Origin of the sequence: Propionibacterium sp. (assembly GCF_047719395.1) — a bacterium.
GTDB lineage: Bacteria > Actinomycetota > Actinomycetes > Propionibacteriales > Propionibacteriaceae > Propionibacterium.
In genome coordinates, this window is the sequence record NZ_JBDNTB010000059.1 from 1 (window position 1) to 16884 (window position 16884).

26 protein-coding genes are annotated in these 16884 nt (G+C 65.6%); 2 read left to right on the forward strand and 24 right to left on the reverse strand.

The window, feature by feature from the left end; all coding sequences use genetic code 11:
- Positions 1-103: 103 nt before the first annotated feature.
- The 23 genes from rplO to ABF648_RS10195 all read right to left on the reverse strand — a co-directional run bounded on the left by rplO (position 104) and on the right by ABF648_RS10195 (position 12607).
- On the reverse strand, positions 104-547 hold the full coding sequence (gene rplO / locus ABF648_RS10085) for a 50S ribosomal protein L15 (RefSeq protein ID WP_415632149.1): 444 nt from the start codon (positions 545-547) through the stop codon (positions 104-106).
- Between the two features lie 2 nt (positions 548-549).
- Positions 550-732, reverse strand: coding sequence for a 50S ribosomal protein L30 (rpmD, locus tag ABF648_RS10090; protein WP_415632150.1), 183 nt, complete (start codon positions 730-732; stop codon positions 550-552).
- The gene (rpsE, locus tag ABF648_RS10095; RefSeq protein ID WP_415632151.1) at positions 732-1346 is read right to left on the reverse strand and encodes a 30S ribosomal protein S5; all 615 of its coding nucleotides are present in this window, start codon (positions 1344-1346) and stop codon (positions 732-734) included. The genes rpmD and rpsE overlap by 1 nt, the downstream gene beginning before the upstream one ends.
- A 23-nt stretch (positions 1347-1369) precedes the next feature.
- Positions 1370-1753: a 50S ribosomal protein L18 gene (gene rplR / locus ABF648_RS10100; RefSeq protein WP_415632152.1), complete on the reverse strand. Its 384-nt coding sequence runs from the start codon at positions 1751-1753 to the stop codon at positions 1370-1372.
- Between the two features lie 2 nt (positions 1754-1755).
- On the reverse strand, positions 1756-2298 hold the full coding sequence (rplF, locus tag ABF648_RS10105; RefSeq protein WP_415632153.1) for a 50S ribosomal protein L6: 543 nt from the start codon (positions 2296-2298) through the stop codon (positions 1756-1758).
- A 30-nt stretch (positions 2299-2328) separates the two neighbouring features.
- Positions 2329-2736, reverse strand: a complete 408-nt coding sequence (gene rpsH, locus ABF648_RS10110; protein WP_415632154.1) for a 30S ribosomal protein S8 — start codon at positions 2734-2736, stop codon at positions 2329-2331.
- 192 nt (positions 2737-2928) lie between these two features.
- Entirely contained in the window at positions 2929-3114 is a 186-nt protein-coding gene (locus ABF648_RS10115) for a type Z 30S ribosomal protein S14 (protein ID WP_415632155.1), read from the reverse strand.
- A 9-nt stretch (positions 3115-3123) separates the two neighbouring features.
- Positions 3124-3777, reverse strand: coding sequence for a 50S ribosomal protein L5 (gene rplE, locus ABF648_RS10120; protein WP_415632156.1), 654 nt, complete (start codon positions 3775-3777; stop codon positions 3124-3126).
- A complete protein-coding gene (gene rplX / locus ABF648_RS10125; RefSeq protein ID WP_415632157.1) occupies positions 3777-4151 on the reverse strand; it encodes a 50S ribosomal protein L24 in 375 nt (124 codons plus the stop codon). Before rplX ends, rplE begins: the two co-directional genes overlap by 1 nt.
- A 1-nt stretch (position 4152) precedes the next feature.
- Positions 4153-4524, reverse strand: a complete 372-nt coding sequence (gene rplN, locus ABF648_RS10130) for a 50S ribosomal protein L14 (protein WP_415632158.1) — start codon at positions 4522-4524, stop codon at positions 4153-4155.
- A 147-nt stretch (positions 4525-4671) separates the two neighbouring features.
- Complete coding sequence (gene rpsQ / locus ABF648_RS10135) at positions 4672-4947, reverse strand: 30S ribosomal protein S17 (RefSeq protein ID WP_415632159.1); 276 nt, start codon at positions 4945-4947, stop codon at positions 4672-4674.
- Positions 4944-5192, reverse strand: a complete 249-nt coding sequence (gene rpmC, locus ABF648_RS10140; protein WP_415632160.1) for a 50S ribosomal protein L29 — start codon at positions 5190-5192, stop codon at positions 4944-4946. Before rpmC ends, rpsQ begins: the two co-directional genes overlap by 4 nt.
- A 1-nt stretch (position 5193) precedes the next feature.
- Positions 5194-5613, reverse strand: a complete 420-nt coding sequence (gene rplP / locus ABF648_RS10145; RefSeq protein WP_415632161.1) for a 50S ribosomal protein L16 — start codon at positions 5611-5613, stop codon at positions 5194-5196.
- A 2-nt stretch (positions 5614-5615) separates the two neighbouring features.
- Positions 5616-6428: a 30S ribosomal protein S3 gene (gene rpsC, locus ABF648_RS10150; RefSeq protein ID WP_415632162.1), complete on the reverse strand. Its 813-nt coding sequence runs from the start codon at positions 6426-6428 to the stop codon at positions 5616-5618.
- Positions 6429-6430: 2 nt separating this feature from the next.
- The gene (gene rplV / locus ABF648_RS10155; protein ID WP_415632163.1) at positions 6431-6877 is read right to left on the reverse strand and encodes a 50S ribosomal protein L22; all 447 of its coding nucleotides are present in this window, start codon (positions 6875-6877) and stop codon (positions 6431-6433) included.
- Between the two features lie 26 nt (positions 6878-6903).
- A complete protein-coding gene (gene rpsS, locus ABF648_RS10160; RefSeq protein WP_415632164.1) occupies positions 6904-7185 on the reverse strand; it encodes a 30S ribosomal protein S19 in 282 nt (93 codons plus the stop codon).
- Between the two features lie 17 nt (positions 7186-7202).
- Positions 7203-8039 (reverse strand): 50S ribosomal protein L2, encoded by an 837-nt coding sequence (rplB, locus tag ABF648_RS10165; protein ID WP_415632165.1) that lies wholly within the window; start codon positions 8037-8039, stop codon positions 7203-7205.
- A gap of 38 nt (positions 8040-8077) precedes the next feature.
- Positions 8078-8389 carry a 50S ribosomal protein L23 gene (gene rplW, locus ABF648_RS10170; protein WP_415632166.1) on the reverse strand — a complete coding sequence of 104 codons (312 nt, stop codon included), beginning with the start codon at positions 8387-8389 and terminating at the stop codon, positions 8078-8080.
- A complete protein-coding gene (rplD, locus tag ABF648_RS10175; protein WP_415632167.1) occupies positions 8386-9060 on the reverse strand; it encodes a 50S ribosomal protein L4 in 675 nt (224 codons plus the stop codon). The genes rplW and rplD overlap by 4 nt, the downstream gene beginning before the upstream one ends.
- The gene (rplC, locus tag ABF648_RS10180) at positions 9057-9716 is read right to left on the reverse strand and encodes a 50S ribosomal protein L3 (RefSeq protein WP_415632168.1); all 660 of its coding nucleotides are present in this window, start codon (positions 9714-9716) and stop codon (positions 9057-9059) included. The genes rplD and rplC overlap by 4 nt, the downstream gene beginning before the upstream one ends.
- Before the next feature lie 11 nt (positions 9717-9727).
- Entirely contained in the window at positions 9728-10039 is a 312-nt protein-coding gene (gene rpsJ / locus ABF648_RS10185) for a 30S ribosomal protein S10 (RefSeq protein WP_016668002.1), read from the reverse strand.
- 500 nt (positions 10040-10539) lie between these two features.
- Positions 10540-11934 (reverse strand): glutamate--tRNA ligase, encoded by a 1395-nt coding sequence (gene gltX / locus ABF648_RS10190; protein ID WP_415632173.1) that lies wholly within the window; start codon positions 11932-11934, stop codon positions 10540-10542.
- A gap of 154 nt (positions 11935-12088) precedes the next feature.
- The gene (locus ABF648_RS10195; protein ID WP_415632169.1) at positions 12089-12607 is read right to left on the reverse strand and encodes a GNAT family N-acetyltransferase; all 519 of its coding nucleotides are present in this window, start codon (positions 12605-12607) and stop codon (positions 12089-12091) included.
- Between the two features lie 418 nt (positions 12608-13025).
- Here ABF648_RS10195 and ABF648_RS10200 point away from each other — a divergent pair, with 418 nt between their 5' ends.
- Both ABF648_RS10200 and ABF648_RS10205 read left to right on the forward strand, forming a co-directional pair.
- Complete coding sequence (locus ABF648_RS10200; RefSeq protein ID WP_415632170.1) at positions 13026-14219, forward strand: multidrug effflux MFS transporter; 1194 nt, start codon at positions 13026-13028, stop codon at positions 14217-14219.
- A gap of 20 nt (positions 14220-14239) precedes the next feature.
- A complete protein-coding gene (locus ABF648_RS10205; protein WP_415632171.1) occupies positions 14240-15778 on the forward strand; it encodes a DUF2079 domain-containing protein in 1539 nt (512 codons plus the stop codon).
- A 105-nt stretch (positions 15779-15883) separates the two neighbouring features.
- Here ABF648_RS10205 and ABF648_RS10210 read toward each other — a convergent pair whose 3' ends face one another.
- Positions 15884-16534, reverse strand: a complete 651-nt coding sequence (locus ABF648_RS10210) for a vitamin K epoxide reductase family protein (protein ID WP_415632172.1) — start codon at positions 16532-16534, stop codon at positions 15884-15886.
- Positions 16535-16884: the final 350 nt, after the last annotated feature.

Here is a 16884-nt window from a genome sequence, read left to right on the forward strand (position 1 = left end):
CCCGCCGGCTCGCCGTCCCTCCCCCCCCCCCCCCCCCCCCCCCCGCGCGGGGGGCGCCCGCCGGGGCGGCCCCCCCCCCCCCCGCGTGTCTCCGGCAGGCAGGTCACACGGTTGTGACGGTGCCACCCGCCTTCTCGATCTTCTCCCTGGCAGAGGCGCTCACGGCGTCAGCGGTGACCTGGAGGGCCACGCTCAGCTCGCCGTTGCCGAGCACCTTCACCGGCTGGCCCTTGCGCACCGCGCCGGCAGCAACCAGCTGCTCCGCGCTGACCGCACCGCCCTCGGGGAAGAGCTCCCCGAGCTGGGCCACATTGACGACCTGGTAGGTCACCTTGTAGGGATTCTGGAAACCGCGCAGCTTCGGCAGGCGCATGTGCAGCGGCATCTGGCCGCCCTCGAAGTTCTCGGGCACGTTCTTGCGTGCGCCCGTGCCCTTCGTGCCGCGGCCGGCGGTCTTGCCGCGCTTGCCTGCCTCACCACGGCCGACGCGGTAACGATCACGCTTCGCCCCGGGAGCGGGACGCAGATGGTGGACCTTGATGACCATGTTCACTTCACCTCTTCCACGGAGACCAGGTGACGGGCCGAGTGGACCATGCCGCGAATCTCGGGGCGGTCTTCCTGGGTCACCGAGTCACCGATGCGCTTGAGGCCGAGAGCCTTGACGGTCGCGCGGACCGACGGCTTCTCGCCCACGGTGGACTTCGTCTGAGTGATCTTCAACTGAGGCATCAGGCTGTGACCTCCGCCTCATGACGCGCCCGCAGGATGGCAGCCGGGGTGACATCCTCGACGGACATACCGCGGCGCTTCGCCACCTGCTCGGGAGCCTCCAGCATCTGCAGGGCCTCGACCGTGGCATGTACCACATTGATCGAATTCGCAGAACCCAGAGACTTCGCCAGCACGTCCTGGATGCCGGCGCACTCCAGCACGGCGCGCACCGAACCACCGGCGATGACGCCGGTACCGGGGGATGCCGGACGCAGCATGACGACGCCTGCTGCCTTCTCTCCCTGCACCGGGTGCGGAATGGTGCGCTGGATCATCGGCACCTTGAAGAAATGCTTCTTGGCCTCCTCGACACCCTTGGCGATTGCCGCGGGCACCTCCTTGGCCTTGCCGTAACCGACACCCACTGTGCCATTGCCGTCGCCCACCACGACGAGCGCGGTGAAGCTGAAGCGGCGGCCGCCCTGAACCACCTTGGCCACCCGGTTGATGGTGACGACCCGCTCCAGATACTGGTCCCTGGAACGATCGTCCTGCCTGTCACGGCCACGACGGTCATCACGGCCGCGACGCTCGTTGCCCGGGCCGCTTCCGCGGCGCTGGGATGTGTTCATCGCCTGTCCTTACCTTTCCGTCGTCACAGACCGAGACCGGCCTTGCGGGCACCATCGGCAACTGCCGCGACCCGCCCGTGGTACTGATTTCCTGCCCTGTCGAAGACGACCTGCTCGATGCCGGCCTTCTTCGCACGCTCGGCCACCAGCTCGCCGACCTTCTCTGCCTTCTCGGTCTTGTCGCCAGTCATGACACGCAGATCGGCCTCCATGGTGGACGCCGAGGCCAGCGTCGCACCGGCCACATCGTCGATCACCTGGGCGACCATGTGACGCGCGCTCTTGGTGACCACCAGGCGCGGGCGCTCGGGGTAACCGAAGATCTTCTTGCGTCCACGCTTCTGGCGACGCAGCTGCGATGCCTTCCGCGGGGACAGGTGCTTCTGGTGGTTGATGTTGATCGCCATGATTACTTACCAGCCTTTCCGACCTTGCGGCGGACGTGCTCGCCTTCATAGCGAACACCCTTGCCCTTGTAGGGCTCGGGCTTACGGATCTTGCGGATGTTCGCGGCGACCTCACCGACGACCTGCTTGTCGATGCCCTTCACCGTGAAACTGGTCTGGGTCTTCACCTCGAAGGTGACGCCTTCCGGGGCATCGACGATGACCGGATGCGAGAAGCCCAGCGCGAACTCCAGCTGGGTCGGCCCCTTCGGCACCACGCGGTAGCCGACACCGACGATCTCGAGATGCTTCTGGTAACCCTCGGTGACGCCGGTCACCATGTTGGCGACCAAGGCGCGGCTCAGGCCGTGCAGCGACTTGCTGACGCGCTCGTCATCGGGACGGGCCAGGACGAGTTCGCCCTCCTCGTTCTTGCCGATGGTGATGGGCTCGGGAAGCGTCCGGCTCAAGGTGCCCTTGGGGCCCTTCACCTTGACCTCCTGGCCATCGATCATCACGTCGACACCCGTGGGGACGGCGATGGGCAGCCTGCCAATTCGTGACATTTCAGAATCTCCTTAGCTGTCTCGCCGTGTTCACCAGACGTAGGCGAGCACTTCGCCGCCCACGGACTTCAGATGTGCCTGCTTGTCTGTCATCAGGCCCTGCGACGTCGAGATGATGGCAATGCCCATGCCTCCCAGAACCTTCGGGAGCTGGTTCGACTTCGCGTAGACGCGCAGACCGGGCTTGCTGATGCGCCGCACGCCCGCGATGGAGCGCTTGCGGTCGTCACCGTACTTGAGGGTGATGGAGAGGGTCTTGCCCACCTCATCGGCCTTCGGCTCTATCACCGTGTAGTCGGCGATGTAGCCCTCCTGCTTCAAGATCTCGGCGATCCGCGTCTTGATCTTGGAGCTGGGCATGTTGGTCTCGTCGTGGAATGCCTGATTGGCATTCCGCAGACGAGTCAGCATGTCTGCGATCGGGTCAGTCATTGTCATGGCTTCGTAGCCTCTTTCTCACAGCGGTTTCCGATTCCACTCGGACCTGCTGCGTTCGATGTTGTTGTCACCGTGCCGGGATGCCTGGGCTCCGCCGGACGGTGGTCGGGACGAAAGCACCTGCGTTCCGTCCCCTGTGGAGCTGCCAGCCGAGCCTGTTCCGGTGACATGGACGAGGTCGGCAGGCGACTCTCACCAGGACGACTTGGTCACACCTGGCAACGCGCCGTCATGGGCGAGCTCGCGGAGGCAAATCCTGCACAGGCCGAACTTGCGATACACGGAGCGGGAGCGTCCGCAACGGCGGCAGCGGGTGTAGTTGCGAACGGGGAACTTGGAACCGCGGGCCTGCTTGACCTTCAATGCGGTCTTTGCCATCTGAGATCCTTACTTTCCGTAGCCCTGGGATGCGCGCTTCTTGGTTTTCTTCACATCGTCGGTCCGCTTGAACGGGAAACCTAGATGCGTCAACAAGGCCTTGCCCTCGGCGTCGTTGGTTGCGGTCGTCACGAAGGTGATGTCCATGCCACGAACACGGTCAATCCGGTCCGGATCGATTTCGAGGAACATGACCTGCTCGGTGAGGCCGAAGGTGTAGTTGCCGTGACCGTCGAACTGGTGGGCGCTGAGCCCGCGGAAGTCGCGGATGCGGGGCAGTGCGAGGCTGAGCAGCCGGTCCGCGAACTCCCACATCCGATCGCCACGAAGCGTCACATGGCAGCCGATGGCCTGGCCCTCGCGCAGATGGAACTGAGCGATCGACTTGCGCGCCGCGGTGACCTGCGGCTTCTGGCCGGTGATCGCAGTGAGGTCCTTCACCGCACCATCGAGCACCTTCGAGTCATGAGCCGCCTCGCCGACACCCATGTTCACCACGATCTTGGTCAGACCGGGGATCTTCATCGGGTTGTCGTAGTGGAACTCGTCGTGAAGGGCCTTGACGATCTCGTCGCGGTACTTCTGCTTCAGGCGCGGGGTTTCCCTGGCCGTTGCCTGGACGACCTCCTCGACCTTGAGGCCGGCATTCGGATTCCTGGCCATCAGATCTCCTCCCCGGTCTTGCGGGCCACGCGGGTGCCGCGGGTGCCCTCGTACTCCGAGCCGTCGGAGCGCTGCTTGGTGACGGTGGCGCGCTCGCTGCCCAGGCGGGTGAGAACTTCCTTCTCCCCCACCTTGACGATCAGCTGCACATTGGACACGTGGATCGAGGCCTCGGAGGCGATGATCCCGCCCTTGGTCTGACGGCCGGTGTTCGGATCACCGGTGTCGCGCGTGTGGTGCTTGACGATGTTCACGCCCTGCACGGTGACGCGCTCGGAGTCATTGTGCACGGCAATGATCTCTCCGACCGCACCCTTGTCCTTGCCGGCGATCACCTTGACGCGATCACCCTTCTTGAGCTTGGGCTTCGCCATCTCAGATCACCTCCGGAGCAAGCGAGATGATGCGCATGAAGCGCTTGTCGCGCAGCTCACGGGCGACCGGCCCGAAGATGCGTGTGCCGCGCGGTTCGCCGGCCGTGGAACCGAGGATGACGGCGGCATTCTCGTCGAACTTGATGTAGGAGCCGTCAACCCGGCGGTGCGACTTCACAGTGCGCACGACGACGGCCTTGACGACTTCACCCTTCTTCACGTTGCCACCGGGGATGGCATCCTTCACGGCGCACACGATGGTGTCACCGAGCCCGGCGTAGCGACGCTTGGATCCACCGAGCACACGGATGCACAAGAGCTCCTTGGCACCAGTGTTGTCGGCGACCTTCAGCCGCGTCTCCTGCTGGATCATTTCTTCTCCTCTGCCCGACCGGTTCCCCGGAATTTCCCCCAGGGCCTTGCCGAACTTGTTGTTGACCCCTGGATTCTGCCAGGGGGTGGGCCGGCCTCACCATCGCGGATGAAGCCGGAACGTTTCTGCACCGGTGTGCGGCCAGGCCTACTTGGCCTTCTCCACGATGCTCAGCAGACGCCAGCGCTTGGTGGCGGACAGCGGACGCGTCTCCATGATGCGCACGCGGTCGCCCTCGCCGGCCTCGTTCTTCTCGTCATGCGCCTTGAATCGCACGCTCTTGGTCATGACCTTGCCGTACAGGCCGTGCTTCACACGGTCCTCGACGGTGACGACGATGGTCTTGTCCATCTTCGCCGAAGCCACAATTCCTTCGCGGACCTTGCGCCCGGCGCGCTTCACGGTCTCTTCGCTCTGGCTCATGCCTCGGCCTCCTCTTCACGATCCGGGTCGTCGATGATGCCCAAATTGCGCTCCTGCAACACGGTGTAGATGCGCGCGATGTCCTTGCGCACCTCACGCAGACGCCCGCTGTTCTCCAGCTGGCCGGTGGCGGCCTGGAAGCGCAGTGCGAACAGCTCTTCCTTCAGCTCAACCACCTTGGCGTTGAGCTCGGTGCGCGGAAGGGCGCGCAGATCGGCGGCTTTGACACTCTTGGTGTTTGCCATGTCAGTTCTCACCTGCTTCACGCGAGATGATGCGTGCCTTGAAAGGCAGCTTGTGGATGGCCAGGCGGAGGGCCTCGTGGGCGATCTCGTCGGTGACGCCAGAGAGCTCGAAGAGCACCCTGCCCGGCTTGACGTTGACGACCCAGAACTCCGGGGAGCCCTTGCCGGAACCCATCCGGGATTCAGCCGGGTGCTTGGTCAGCGGGCGGTCGGGGTAGACATTGATCCAGACCTTGCCGCCACGCTTGATGTAGCGGGTCATGGCGATACGTGCGGCCTCGATCTGACGGTTGGTCATGTAGGCCGCCTGCAGCGCCTGGATCCCGTACTCGCCGAAGGCGAGCTGTGTGCCGCCCTTGGCCTGGCCGCGACGGTTCGGGTGGTGCTGCTTGCGGTACTTCACACGGCGTGGAATAAGCATGCTCAGGCTCCTGCGTTCTCGGTGGCGGGTGCCTCCGGCGCTGCAGCGGCGGACCCGCGGGGCGCCTGCTCACGTGCGGCATCGGCACGACGGCGACCGCCGCGCTCGCCACGGCCGGGGCGGCGGTTGGAGCGCTGCCGGCCCGGGGCGGCCTGGCGGGCTGCCTTCTGGGCAGCGCGCTCGGCCCGGGTGCCGGTGACATCGCCCTTGTAGATCCAGACCTTCACGCCGATCCGGCCGAAGGTGGTACGGGCCTCGTAGAAGCCGTAGTCAATGTCTGCGCGCAGGGTGTGCAGGGGCACGCGGCCCTCGCGGTAACCCTCGGAGCGGCTCATCTCGGCCCCGCCCAGACGCCCGGAGCACTTGATGCGGATGCCCTTGGCACCGGAACGCATGGCGGTCTGCTGGGCCTTGCGCATTGCGCGGCGGAAGGCCACGCGGGCGCTGAGCTGCTCGGCGATGCCCTGGGCGACCAGCTGCGCATCGGTCTCGGGATCCTTGACCTCGAGGATGTTCAGCTGGATCTGCTTGCCGCTGAGTTTCTCCAGCTCGGTGCGGACCCGCTCCGCCTCGGCACCGTTGCGGCCGATGACGATCCCGGGACGCGCCGCGTACAGGAAGATCGTCAGGCGCTCGCTGCGACGCTCGATCTCAACGGAGCTGATGCCGGCGCGCTCGAGGTTCTTGAAGATCCACTTGCGGATCTTGTCATCCTCGTTCACCAGGTCGGCGTACTGCTTCTCGGCATACCAACGTGACACGTGATCACTGGTGACACCCAGACGGAAGCCGTTCGGGTTGATTTTCTGTCCCACGCTCAGGCCTCCTTCATGGCTTCGGTGGTGGTCGTCTCGGGCTTCGCCGTGGCCTGCGGGACCGGCTTGGGCTCCACGACGGCGGTGATGTGGCTGGAACGCTTGAGGATGCGGCTGGCCGAGCCCTTGGCGCGAGCGCGGATGCGGCGCATGGTGACACCCTCGTCCACGAAGATCTGGCTCACGTAGAGCTGACCGGAGCGCAGGCCCTCGGTGTTCTCGGCGTTGGCGACGGCGCTCTCGATCACCTTGCGCACCGGTTCGCTGGCGGCCTGGGGGGCATACAGCAGGGTGGCCAGTGCGAGGTTTGCGTCCATTCCGCGCACCATGTCGGCGACGCGGCGCACCTTCTGGGGGGTCATCCGGACGTGACGCGCGATGGCGTACGAGCCAGGACGATCCCCGAGCAGGGCAATGCGGCGGCTTGGCCGCTCATTCTTTGTGCTCATCGAATTCATTCCTTCTCTGCCGCGTCTCAGCGCCGGCGGGCCTTCTTGTCGTCCTTCACGTGGCCCCGGAAAGTGCGCGTAGGCGCGAACTCACCGAGCTTGTGGCCGATCATGCCCTCGGTGACGAACACCGGGACGTGCTTGCGGCCGTCGTGCACCGCGATGGTGTGGCCGAGCATGTCGGGAGTCACCATCGAGCGCCGCGACCACGTCTTGATGACGTTCTTGGTGCCGTTCTCGTTCTGCAGATCGACCTTCTTCTGCAGGCTCTCGTCGACGAACGGACCCTTCTTCAAGCTGCGAGGCATTATCTCCTGGCTCCCACTCAGCGCTTCTTGCCGGACTTGCGGCGACGGACGATCATCTGGCTGCTGGCCTTCTTCTTGTTCCTGGTGCGGCCCTCGGGCTTGCCCCACGGGCTCACCGGATGACGGCCACCGGAGGTGCGGCCCTCGCCACCACCATGCGGGTGGTCGACGGGGTTCATCACGACGCCACGGACCGTGGGCCGGACACCCTTCCAGCGACCACGTCCGGCCTTGCCCCAGTTGATGTTGGAGTACTCGGCATTGCCGACCGCTCCGATGGTGGCGCGGCAGCGGACGTCCACCATGCGCATTTCGCCCGAGGGCATGCGCAGCGTGGCGTATCTGCCCTCGCGGGCCACCAGCTGGATCACCGCACCGGCGGAACGGCCGAGCTTGGCGCCGCCGCCGGGGCGCAGCTCCACGGCGTGCACCTGGGTGCCGACCGGGATACTGCGGAGGGGCAGGTTGTTGCCGGGCTTGATGTCGGCCTCTGCTCCGGCCTCCACCTTCGCGCCCTGGACGAGACCCAGCGGAGCGATGATGTAGCGCTTCTCTCCGTCCGCGTAGTGCAGCAGCGCGATGCGAGCCGTGCGGTTGGGGTCGTATTCGATGTGCGCGACAGTGGCGAGGATGCCGTCCTTGTCGTAGCGCTTGAAATCGATCTGGCGGTAGGACTGCTTGTGGCCACCGCCGATGTGACGGGTGGTGATGCGCCCTGAGTTGTTGCGTCCACCGGTCTTGGGCTTCGGGGACAGCAGCGACTTCTCGGGGGTCGACCGGGTCAGTTCACCGAAGTCGGCGACACTCGAGCCGCGCCGGCCCGGCGTCGTCGGCTTGTACTTACGAATAGCCATGAGGTTTCTTCGTTCCTTGTCTGCGCGTCAGCCCCGGGTCACTCGACCGGAGCGTTCCCGAAAATGTCGATGTGGTCGTCCGGCGCCAGCGTGACGATGGCCCGCTTGGTATCAGGGCGCTTGCCCATGCCGAACCGCGTGCGGCGCTTCTTGCCGGCACGGTTGAGCGTGTTCACGCCCACGACCTTGACCCCGAACACGGATTCCACCGCATGACGGATCTCGGTCTTGTTGGCGTTCGGCGAGACGAGGAAGGTGTACTTGTTCTCGTCCAGCAGGCCGTAGCTCTTCTCACTCACCACCGGAGCGATGAGCACATCGTGCGGATCGTGAATCTTGAAGTCACTCACTTCGCGTCCTCCTGTGCAGCCGTGACCGGCTTGTCGGCGGCGTGCGCCGCGATGAAGCTGTCCAGCCCCGCCGTGGAGAAGGCGATGGCATCGGCAACAACCACGTCATAGGTGTTGAGCTGATCCTGGCTGACCACATGCACGCCGTCCAGATTCCGCAGGCTCAGCCAGCTGGTGACCTCGGAGCGGTCCAGCACGACGATCACCCTGGAGTAGTCACCGAGCCCGTTGAGCACGGCGGCAGCCGACTTGGTGCTGGGCACCTCGCCGGGGACGAAGGCGTCCACGACATGCAGGCGACCCTCACGAGCACGATCGGAGAGTGCTCCGCGCAGCGCCGCAGCGACCATCTTCTTGGGGGTGCGCTGGGAGTAGGAGCGCGGCTGCGGCCCGTGAACGGTGCCACCGCCAGCCCACTGCGGAGCGCGGATCGAACCCTGACGGGCGCGGCCGGTGCCCTTCTGACGCCACGGCTTCTTGCCGCCGCCGGAGACATTGCCGCGCGTCTTGGTTGCGTGAGTGCCCTGGCGGGCAGCCGCGAACTGCGCGGTGACCACCTGGTGCATGAGTGGCACATTCGCCTGGACGTCGAACAGCGCGCCCGGCAGCTCGACCGAACCGGTCTTCTTGCCGGCGGCGTCCACGACGTCGACCGTGGTGTTCTCGTTCACTTGGCATCACCCTTCTTGGCTGCGGAACGCACGACCACGAGCCCGCCCTTGTTGCCGGGGATGGCGCCGCGCACGAGGATCAGGCCCCGCTCGGTATCCACGCCGGCGACCTGCAGGTTCTGCACGGTCTTGCGCACATTGCCCATCCGGCCGGCCATCCGCAGGCCCTTGAAGACATGGCCCGGGGTGGAGCATGCGCCGATGCCACCGGGTGCGCGGTGCTTGCGATGCACACCATGGCTGGCACGCAGGCCCTTGAAGCCGTGCCGCTTGACAACACCGGCTGTTCCCTTGCCCTTCATCACGCCGGTGACGTCCACGACATCGGCGGGAGTGAAGGTGTCGACACCCAGTTCCTGGCCGAGCGTGTACTCGCTGGCGTCGGTGGTGCGGATCTCGACGAGGTAGCGACGCGGGGTGACCCCGGCCTTCTCGTACTGACCGGCCGCGGGCTTGGTCACGGACTTGGCGCGAATGGCACCGAAGCCGAGCTGCACTGCGGAATAGCCATCGGTGTCAGGGGTGCGCACCTGCGTCACGACGCAGGGACCGGCCTGGATCACCGTCACCGGGACGAGACGATTGTTCTCATCCCACAACTGGGTCATGCCGAGCTTCGTGCCCAGCAGGCCCTTCACTTTGCGTTCGGTAGTCATGTTCTACAGCCTCACGGAAGCTTGATTTCGATGTCGACACCAGCGGGAAGGTCGAGACGCATCAGCGAATCAACCGTCTTCGGCGTGGGGTCGAGGATGTCGATGAGCCGCTTGTGGGTGCGCATCTCGAAGTGCTCACGGCTGTCCTTGTACTTGTGGGGTGAACGAATGACGCACCACACGTTCTTCTCGGTCGGCAGAGGCACCGGACCGGCGACCTTCGCACCCGTACGGGTGACGGTGTCGACGATCTTGCGCGCCGACGAGTCGATGACCTCGTGGTCATAGGCACGGAGCCTGATGCGGATCTTCTGTCCCGCCACGGTTTTCCCATCTGTCTGGCTGTACCGGCAAGCCGGTGCAGCTCTGTCCGGCTCCGTCGGCAGGCCGACGAAGCACTCGTCATTGCACGACTCAGGAAGTAACCTCGAAAACTCGCAGTTTTCGCCGCTATTCCCCTTGTCAATCCACTATTGCTCGGTACCCGAGGTCGGGCGTGTCGTACGCCGGCCAGCCGTGCATGCATGCGCATTCCTCGACTGAGGCGTTCACGGCCAGGACATTCGCGGCGCAGCCTCAGCCGTGCCTCGTGTGCCCTTTCCGTCACCGGTTGGACCGCTGTGAATCCATCGGCAGTGCCTCGGTTTCACAGTGATCCCCATCGGGAGGAGATCCATCCGCTCAGCGCCGACCTCTTCTGGGTCGTCACCGCGCGCAAACAGACACCCTCCGCGGAGCAACTTGTCCATGATCCCACGTCGGGGGCTCCAGGACAAATCCGGGGTGCCAGGGTGTGGGCGCACCTGGCCCCTCGCCCGCCCGATCACAGTGTGGAGGCCAGGGCGTCGATCCTGGCGAGCACGGAGTCCCGGCCGAGGATCTCGCAGGTCTCGAACAGCGGCGGGCTCACCTTGCGTCCGCTGGTGGCGACCCTCAAGGGGGTGAAGGCGATGCGGGGCTTGATACCCAACTCGTCGACCAGCCGGGCGCGCAGTGCAGCCTGGATGTTGTCTGCCGCGAAGGGATCGAGCCCTTCGAGCACCGTGCGGGACTCAGCCAGGATTTCGGGGCTGTTGTCCTTCAGCTGCCTGCGTGCGGCCTCCTCGACCACGATGGCGTCGTCGGGAAGCGTGAGGAACTCGATCTGGCCCCAGGCATCGGAGAGTTTGACCAGCCTCGGCTTGATCATCGGCGTGGATGCCTTGACCAGCTCCCGCCACGCCGGATCGGGATCCGGGCCCCACTGACCAGTTTCGTCGAGGAAGCTCAGCAGCCGATCGGACAACTGGTCGTCGGAGAGCTCGCGGATGTAATAGCCATTCAGCCAGTCCAGCTTCTTGGTGTCGAAGACCGGCCCGACGGTGTTGACGCGGCCCCAGTCGAAACCGTTCACGAAGGTATCGAAGCTCTCCACCTCCTGGTCGCCCTCCACCGGCGGGTAGGCCAGCAGCTGGAGGAAGTTGCGCAGGGCCTCGGGCAGGTAGCCCTGTTCCTTGAACCACATGAGCCTGGCGGCAGGGTTCTTGCGCTTGGAGATCTTGGAGTGGTCGGCATTGCGCAGCAGCGGCATGTGCGCGAAGGCCGGCGGTTCCCAGCCCAGCCACTTGTACAGCAGCAGGTGCTTGGGCGTGGAGGAGATCCACTCCTCCCCGCGGACGATGGTGTTGATACCCATCATGTGGTCGTCGACCACCACCGCCAGGTGATAGGTGGGGAAACCGTCGGCCTTGAGGATCACCTGGTCGTCGGGGAAGGGCGCCTTCACCTCGCCACGGACCAGGTCGTGGAAGGTGGTGGGGGCATCGTCGGGAATCCGCATACGCACCACCGGCCTGTCGCTGAAGCCGGGAAGCTCGGCACGCTCCCCGCGGGTCATGCCCAGGCACATTCGGTCGTAACGGGTGTCCTGCTTCTCGGCCTGCTTCTCGGCACGCATCTCGGCCAGCCGCTCAGGTGAGCACCAGCAGTAGTAGGCGTGACCCTGCTCGATCAGTGTGTCCACCACGGCCTTGTAGGTGTCCAGACGTTCGGACTGCCGGTAGGGGCCGCAGGGGCCGCCCTTCTGGGGTGACTCGTCAGGGCCCAGACCCAGCCATTCGAGGGTCTCGTAGATCTGCTCCTCGCTGCCCTCGACCAGCCGGTTGCGGTCGGTGTCCTCGATCCGCAGCACGAAGCTGCCACCCGTCTTGGCTGCCCAGGCCTTGTCGAACAGAGCCATGTATGCGGTACCGACGTGGGGGTCACCGGTCGGGGAGGGAGCGACGCGGGTGCGAGCAGGTGTGGTCATAGTGAGCCCGAGTGTAGTGAATCAGCCCATCGGGTCCGCACGACAATCCCCCCCTGCCGGGTGGGACGCCCGCGGCGCAGCCACCTCAGGATGACTGGTGGCGCAGCCGCAGCGTTGGGCCGGTCGATCGCACCTGCCGGTAGCCGCAGTGCTCCAGCACGGCCAGCGATGCGGTGTTTCCGGGGTCCACCTCGGCGAGCACGGTGGCACAGCCGTGTCCATGCGCCCACTCGGTGAGCACGGCCAACGCCTCGGTGGCATATCCCTGGCCGCGACCTGAGACGGCCAGGCCGTAGGCCACCTCGGCCGCGCCCCTTTCATCCGGCGGGGTGTGGAAGCCGATGTCACCGATCACCAGTCCGTCATCGCGCCGCACGATGAGATACATCCCGAAACCCGGGATCCAGTTGTCCACCTCGAGGCTGTGCCGCAGCAGGCGAGCCGCATCGCCGGTGTCGACATGGGGATAGTCAGGTGCACAGGGCAGCGGGCACACGCCCCCGGCGAGCAGCTCCGCCTCGGCAGGATCCACCCCGCGCAGCACCAGCCTGGGACCCTCGAGGCACACCGGTGTGCCACTCGCTGCTGGTTGCAAGTCCTCCATCACTCCATGGTGCCCCTCGACATGGGCTTCCGCGGCGCCCATCGGACTGCTGGGCCGAGGACGGGTTTCACGAATGGCATTGGACGGGGGGACGCGGCAGCGTCGTAAGGGTCATTTCAGCCGCAGAGCGTTCCCCCATTACCGCTGCCACCACCAGATCAGCCATGTGTTCCCGGGTGCCTGCACCCGCAACCGGGACCACCGACTGAGGATCGTCCAGGATCTTCTCAGGGTGAACATAGAATCCAGCTGTCGGGTCAATTGCGTCTGAGGCGCGACGCCTGCCTGGCGATTTCTTGCCTTTCCTGATCTTGGTTGGAGTACTGCTGTGTCCGAAGGAGCCGAAGAGAGCTTGTCGCCAGGATCTGGACCCACGCCGGGAGATGACGTCCCTGTGCCGGGCCCGGGCAAGTCCTCGATGACTCCAGCGTTGCTCATCTCGCTGGCACTGCTGTCGGCCGCCGCACCGCTGGGCACCGACATGTACCTGCCCAGCTTCGTGAAGATGGCCCAGGACCTGAACACCACGGCCGCGGCCGTTCAGCTGACATTGTCGGCGTTCATGATCGGCATGGGCGTGGGTCAACTGTTCATCGGGCCGATCTCCGATTCAGTAGGACGCAGGGTGCCTCTCATCATCGGCAGCCTCCTCTTCGGGGTAATGGCGGTCGCCTGCGCACTGACGCCCTCGGTCACCTGGCTCATCGTGCTGCGTCTGGTCATGGGTGCCTCGGGCGGAGTAGGTGTCGCGCTGGCGCGCGCGGTCGTCGCCGATCTGGAACAGACCAGCGACGCAGCGAAGGCATTCGCCCTCATGATGGCCATCCAGGGCCTCGCCCCGGTGATCGCCCCGGTGCTCGGCGGCGTGCTCAGTTCCTGGATCGGCTGGCGCGGCATCTTCATCGTGCTCGCCTGCTTCTGCCTGCTCATGGTGCTGGCGGTGCTGTTCGTGGTCCCCGAGTCGCTGCCGCCCGAGAAGCGGCACTCCGGAGGCCCGGCACAGATGCTGCGCGATGCCCGCCGGGTGGTGGCGAACCGTTGGTTCGTCGGATACTCGATCATCTTCGCCGTGGGCTTCGGCGTGATGTTCTCCTACATCTCTGCATCGCCCTTCGTGTTGCAGCGCGAGTACGGCCTGAGCACGCTGGCCTATTCGATCACCTTCGGTACCAATGCGCTCATCATGGCCATCGTCTCGATGGTCACGGCGCGGCTGGTGGGACGCTTCGCGATCCGCAGCCTGCTGATGGTGGGACTTGGGATCCTGACTGTGACGGTTGCAGGGCTGGTCATCTGCGGCTTCGTGGGGGCGACGCTGCCCATCGTCCTGGTGCTGCTGGCACTTACCCTGGCGGGAATCGGCCTACTGCTGGGCAATGCCACTGCGCTGGCCGTGGATGCTCTGCACGGCGAGGCGTCGGGCACAGGCTCGGGCATCATGGGTGCGGCGCAGTTCCTGGTTGCGGGCGTGGTCTCGCCACTGGTGGGGATTGGTCATCCCCCGCTGCATTCGATGTCACTGGTGATGGGCATCTGCATGGCGATCACACTCGGCCTCGGCCTGCCGCTGACCCGCAGGGCCGCAGGATCGTCTGCCGCCGAGGCGCACTGAGCACGCAATAGGCTGTCCTGGTGAGCCCGACAGCCGATCAGCCCAGTCCTTCCGGAGGCAGGGCACGTGCCGGCATCGCAGCCATGGTGGAGCGTTGCCGGCTCCTGGTGGACGATCGCAATCAACTCATCCTGGTGCTGATGGGCGTGCTGGCGCTCGCCGGCTATCTGGGCATCTCCCTCGTGAAGTTCGCCCGCCTGGGCAGCGGCATGGACCTCACGATCTTCGACCAGGCGATCCGCAGCTTCGCGGCCGGCCAGCCCGGTCTGGTGCCGCTGAAATCACCGGGCATGTCGATCTTCGGGGATCACTTCCACCCGATCATCCTGACCATGGTGCCGTTGTACTGGATCTGGGACGACCCGAGGATGCTGCTCATCGCCCAGGCGGTCTGCACGGCACTGGCCGGCTGGATGGTCGGCAGGCTGGCGATCCGCCGGCTCGGGGCGGGAACAGGGCTGGTCGTGGCTCTGGCCTGGTTCTGCGCCCTGGGTGTGCAGGGCGCCATCGTCTTCGACTTCCACGAGGTGGCCCTCGGACTTCCGCTTCTGGCCCTGGCGCTGGGCTTCTTCGTCCAGCGGCGCTGGACCGCCTGCTGGTGGTGGTCGGCCTCCCTGATGCTGGTCAAGGAAGACACCTGCTTCCTGGTGGGCGGCATCGCGATCGCCATGCTGGTGCGGCGACTGTGGTGGCGCGGGCTCGCGCTCGGCGTCTTCGCCGTGGCGTGGACCGCAGCGGCAGTCTTCTGGGTGATCCCCCACTTCAGCCCCACGCACGCCTATGCCTATCTCGACTCGGCCTCGGCCATCACGGTCAATGGCGTCGATGCATCAACCCATGCGGCCTGGGGCCCCGCCCAGACGCTGTGGACAGCCGTCGTGGTGGCCGCCGCAGGTGCCTTCGTGCTGTTCTGGTCGCCCTTGGTGTGGGCCTTCGTGGGGCCCTTTGCGGTGCGGGCCCTGTCAAAGAATCCACAGCACTGGACGCTGAACTTCCACTACAATATCCTTCCCATGCTGGTGGTCTGCTACGGATTCGTCGAGGCCTGGCCCAGGTTGCGCGCATGCGCCGAAGCGACCGGCACGGTGCTGAAGGGATCAGCGCCGGACGGCCCGGCTCGGCAGCGCATCAGAGCCGTCGTGGTGCGCGGATGGCGTCGATTCGCGATCCCATTCATGGTTCTTGTGGCACTGGTCAGCATCCCCACCGGGCCGATCGTGCATGACTGGCGCCTGGGCCCCTGCGGCCGGGCCTGCCCCGCCTTCCAGTCCGCCCAGCAGGTCATCCCGGCCGGCGCGAGGGTGGCGTCCGATGTCTACCTGACCAGCCATCTGACCCGCCGCGCCGAGGTTTCCCAGTGGCGTCCGCCCGGCTATGTGGACGACATGGGAAAAGCAGTGGATCCCGACTGGATCGTCCTCAACCGGGACACCATCAGCTACGACAACCAGAGGAACCATTGGGTCGATGACTTTTTGAAGGATCCCACCGTGCGTGGCGTGAGCTACCAGGTCGTGTGGCACGACGACCCGATCGTCGTGCTGCACAGGGTGGTCTGAACCGGACCAGCCCGGGGCGGGGACATGCCCGAAAGCACCGTGTGAGGCAGCCCAGCCACGGGCGCGTGCACACCCCCGGGTGGAGCAGCCACGACCCCCGCGTCTTCAGCGCAGCAAGGTGATGCCGTAACGCACGAAGATGAGCATCGCCAGGATGAACAGGAATGCAATGGTGATGATCCAGTCATTTCCTGATGCCACGAACCAGCGTGCGCCCGGCGGTGCCGGAATGACCGAGTCGCGCACATTCATCCTGGTGAGACCGGCCCAGACCAGCGTGGTGGTCAAGGTGATGAGCAGGCACCACGGGCACAGCGCGTGGATCACGAAATAGGACTCGAAGAACAACCACAGGGCAAAGGCGAGGCCGATCGTGTACAGCGCCTGTACTCCGAGCATGTACCAGCGCGGAAAGTGCACACCTGACAGGATCGCCACCGAAATGGCGAGCACCACCGACTCGAAAAGGATTCCCAGGAAGGCATTCGGGAAACCCAGCACCCTGGCCTGCCAGGTATTGGCGACAGTCGTGCAGGAGATCACCGAGTTCACGTCGCAGGCAAGCTGCAGCCCGGGATTCGACGCCAGCCGCCAGGCCTCGATGGACAGTACGAATGAGGTGAACAGGCCGACCACGCCACTCACGATCATCTCGATGGCATTGCGTGCCCGCCATGACTGCGGTGCTGGCCGGGTCAGATCCGGGTCGAGGTCCTCGTCGTCGGTATCGAGGACCTCGCTGTGCGATTCAGCCATGGATTGACTCTCATCATCTGTGGTTTCGGAAATTTCGGCGCAACTGCTGGCAGCGGCCTTCGGAATGGCCCCGGGGATCACACCCAGTAGTGGACAAAATCACCGGAGCAGTCACCGGGAGCGTCCCCGGGCCGCGGCCAGGATAGCTCGGACATTCCGGCACACACATGTCCTGGGCAGCACGCTCGGCGCCAGCCCAGGTGCGGCGCGCCATCTGCCTGGAAACGGGGGGGGGGGGCGCCCCCCCCGCGGGGGGGGGGCGGAGGTGATGGCTCCGTGTGCGGTGAGGGCGGGGTGGTGTGGGTGGTAGGCTCGCGGGCCGGCCGTGGGGGAGGCGGCGGGTGGCGGGG

Bases quoted from the DNA above. Each gene is read 5' to 3' on its own strand.
- rpmC (WP_415632160.1), bottom strand. From the start codon at position 5,192: ATGGCAAACACCAAGAGTGTCAAAGCCGCCGATCTGCGCGCCCTTCCG.
- rplB (WP_415632165.1), bottom strand. From the start codon at position 8,039: ATGGCTATTCGTAAGTACAAGCCGACGACGCCGGGCCGGCGCGGCTCG.
- rplV (WP_415632163.1), bottom strand. From the start codon at position 6,877: ATGAGCACAAAGAATGAGCGGCCAAGCCGCCGCATTGCCCTGCTCGGG.
- rplR (WP_415632152.1), bottom strand. From the start codon at position 1,753: ATGGCGATCAACATCAACCACCAGAAGCACCTGTCCCCGCGGAAGGCA.
- rplE (WP_415632156.1), bottom strand. From the start codon at position 3,777: ATGGCCAGGAATCCGAATGCCGGCCTCAAGGTCGAGGAGGTCGTCCAG.
- rpsH (WP_415632154.1), bottom strand. From the start codon at position 2,736: ATGACAATGACTGACCCGATCGCAGACATGCTGACTCGTCTGCGGAAT.
- rplP (WP_415632161.1), bottom strand. From the start codon at position 5,613: ATGCTTATTCCACGCCGTGTGAAGTACCGCAAGCAGCACCACCCGAAC.
- rpsS (WP_415632164.1), bottom strand. From the start codon at position 7,185: ATGCCTCGCAGCTTGAAGAAGGGTCCGTTCGTCGACGAGAGCCTGCAG.
- ABF648_RS10200 (WP_415632170.1), top strand. From the start codon at position 13,026: ATGACTCCAGCGTTGCTCATCTCGCTGGCACTGCTGTCGGCCGCCGCA.
- rplX (WP_415632157.1), bottom strand. From the start codon at position 4,151: ATGGCGAAGCCCAAGCTCAAGAAGGGTGATCGCGTCAAGGTGATCGCC.
- rpsQ (WP_415632159.1), bottom strand. From the start codon at position 4,947: ATGAGCCAGAGCGAAGAGACCGTGAAGCGCGCCGGGCGCAAGGTCCGC.
- rpsE (WP_415632151.1), bottom strand. From the start codon at position 1,346: ATGAACACATCCCAGCGCCGCGGAAGCGGCCCGGGCAACGAGCGTCGC.
- gltX (WP_415632173.1), bottom strand. From the start codon at position 11,934: ATGGCTCTGTTCGACAAGGCCTGGGCAGCCAAGACGGGTGGCAGCTTC.
- ABF648_RS10195 (WP_415632169.1), bottom strand. From the start codon at position 12,607: ATGGAGGACTTGCAACCAGCAGCGAGTGGCACACCGGTGTGCCTCGAG.
- rplC (WP_415632168.1), bottom strand. From the start codon at position 9,716: ATGACTACCGAACGCAAAGTGAAGGGCCTGCTGGGCACGAAGCTCGGC.
- rpmD (WP_415632150.1), bottom strand. From the start codon at position 732: ATGCCTCAGTTGAAGATCACTCAGACGAAGTCCACCGTGGGCGAGAAG.
- rplO (WP_415632149.1), bottom strand. From the start codon at position 547: ATGGTCATCAAGGTCCACCATCTGCGTCCCGCTCCCGGGGCGAAGCGT.
- ABF648_RS10115 (WP_415632155.1), bottom strand. From the start codon at position 3,114: ATGGCAAAGACCGCATTGAAGGTCAAGCAGGCCCGCGGTTCCAAGTTC.
- rplF (WP_415632153.1), bottom strand. From the start codon at position 2,298: ATGTCACGAATTGGCAGGCTGCCCATCGCCGTCCCCACGGGTGTCGAC.
- rplN (WP_415632158.1), bottom strand. From the start codon at position 4,524: ATGATCCAGCAGGAGACGCGGCTGAAGGTCGCCGACAACACTGGTGCC.
- ABF648_RS10210 (WP_415632172.1), bottom strand. From the start codon at position 16,534: ATGGCTGAATCGCACAGCGAGGTCCTCGATACCGACGACGAGGACCTC.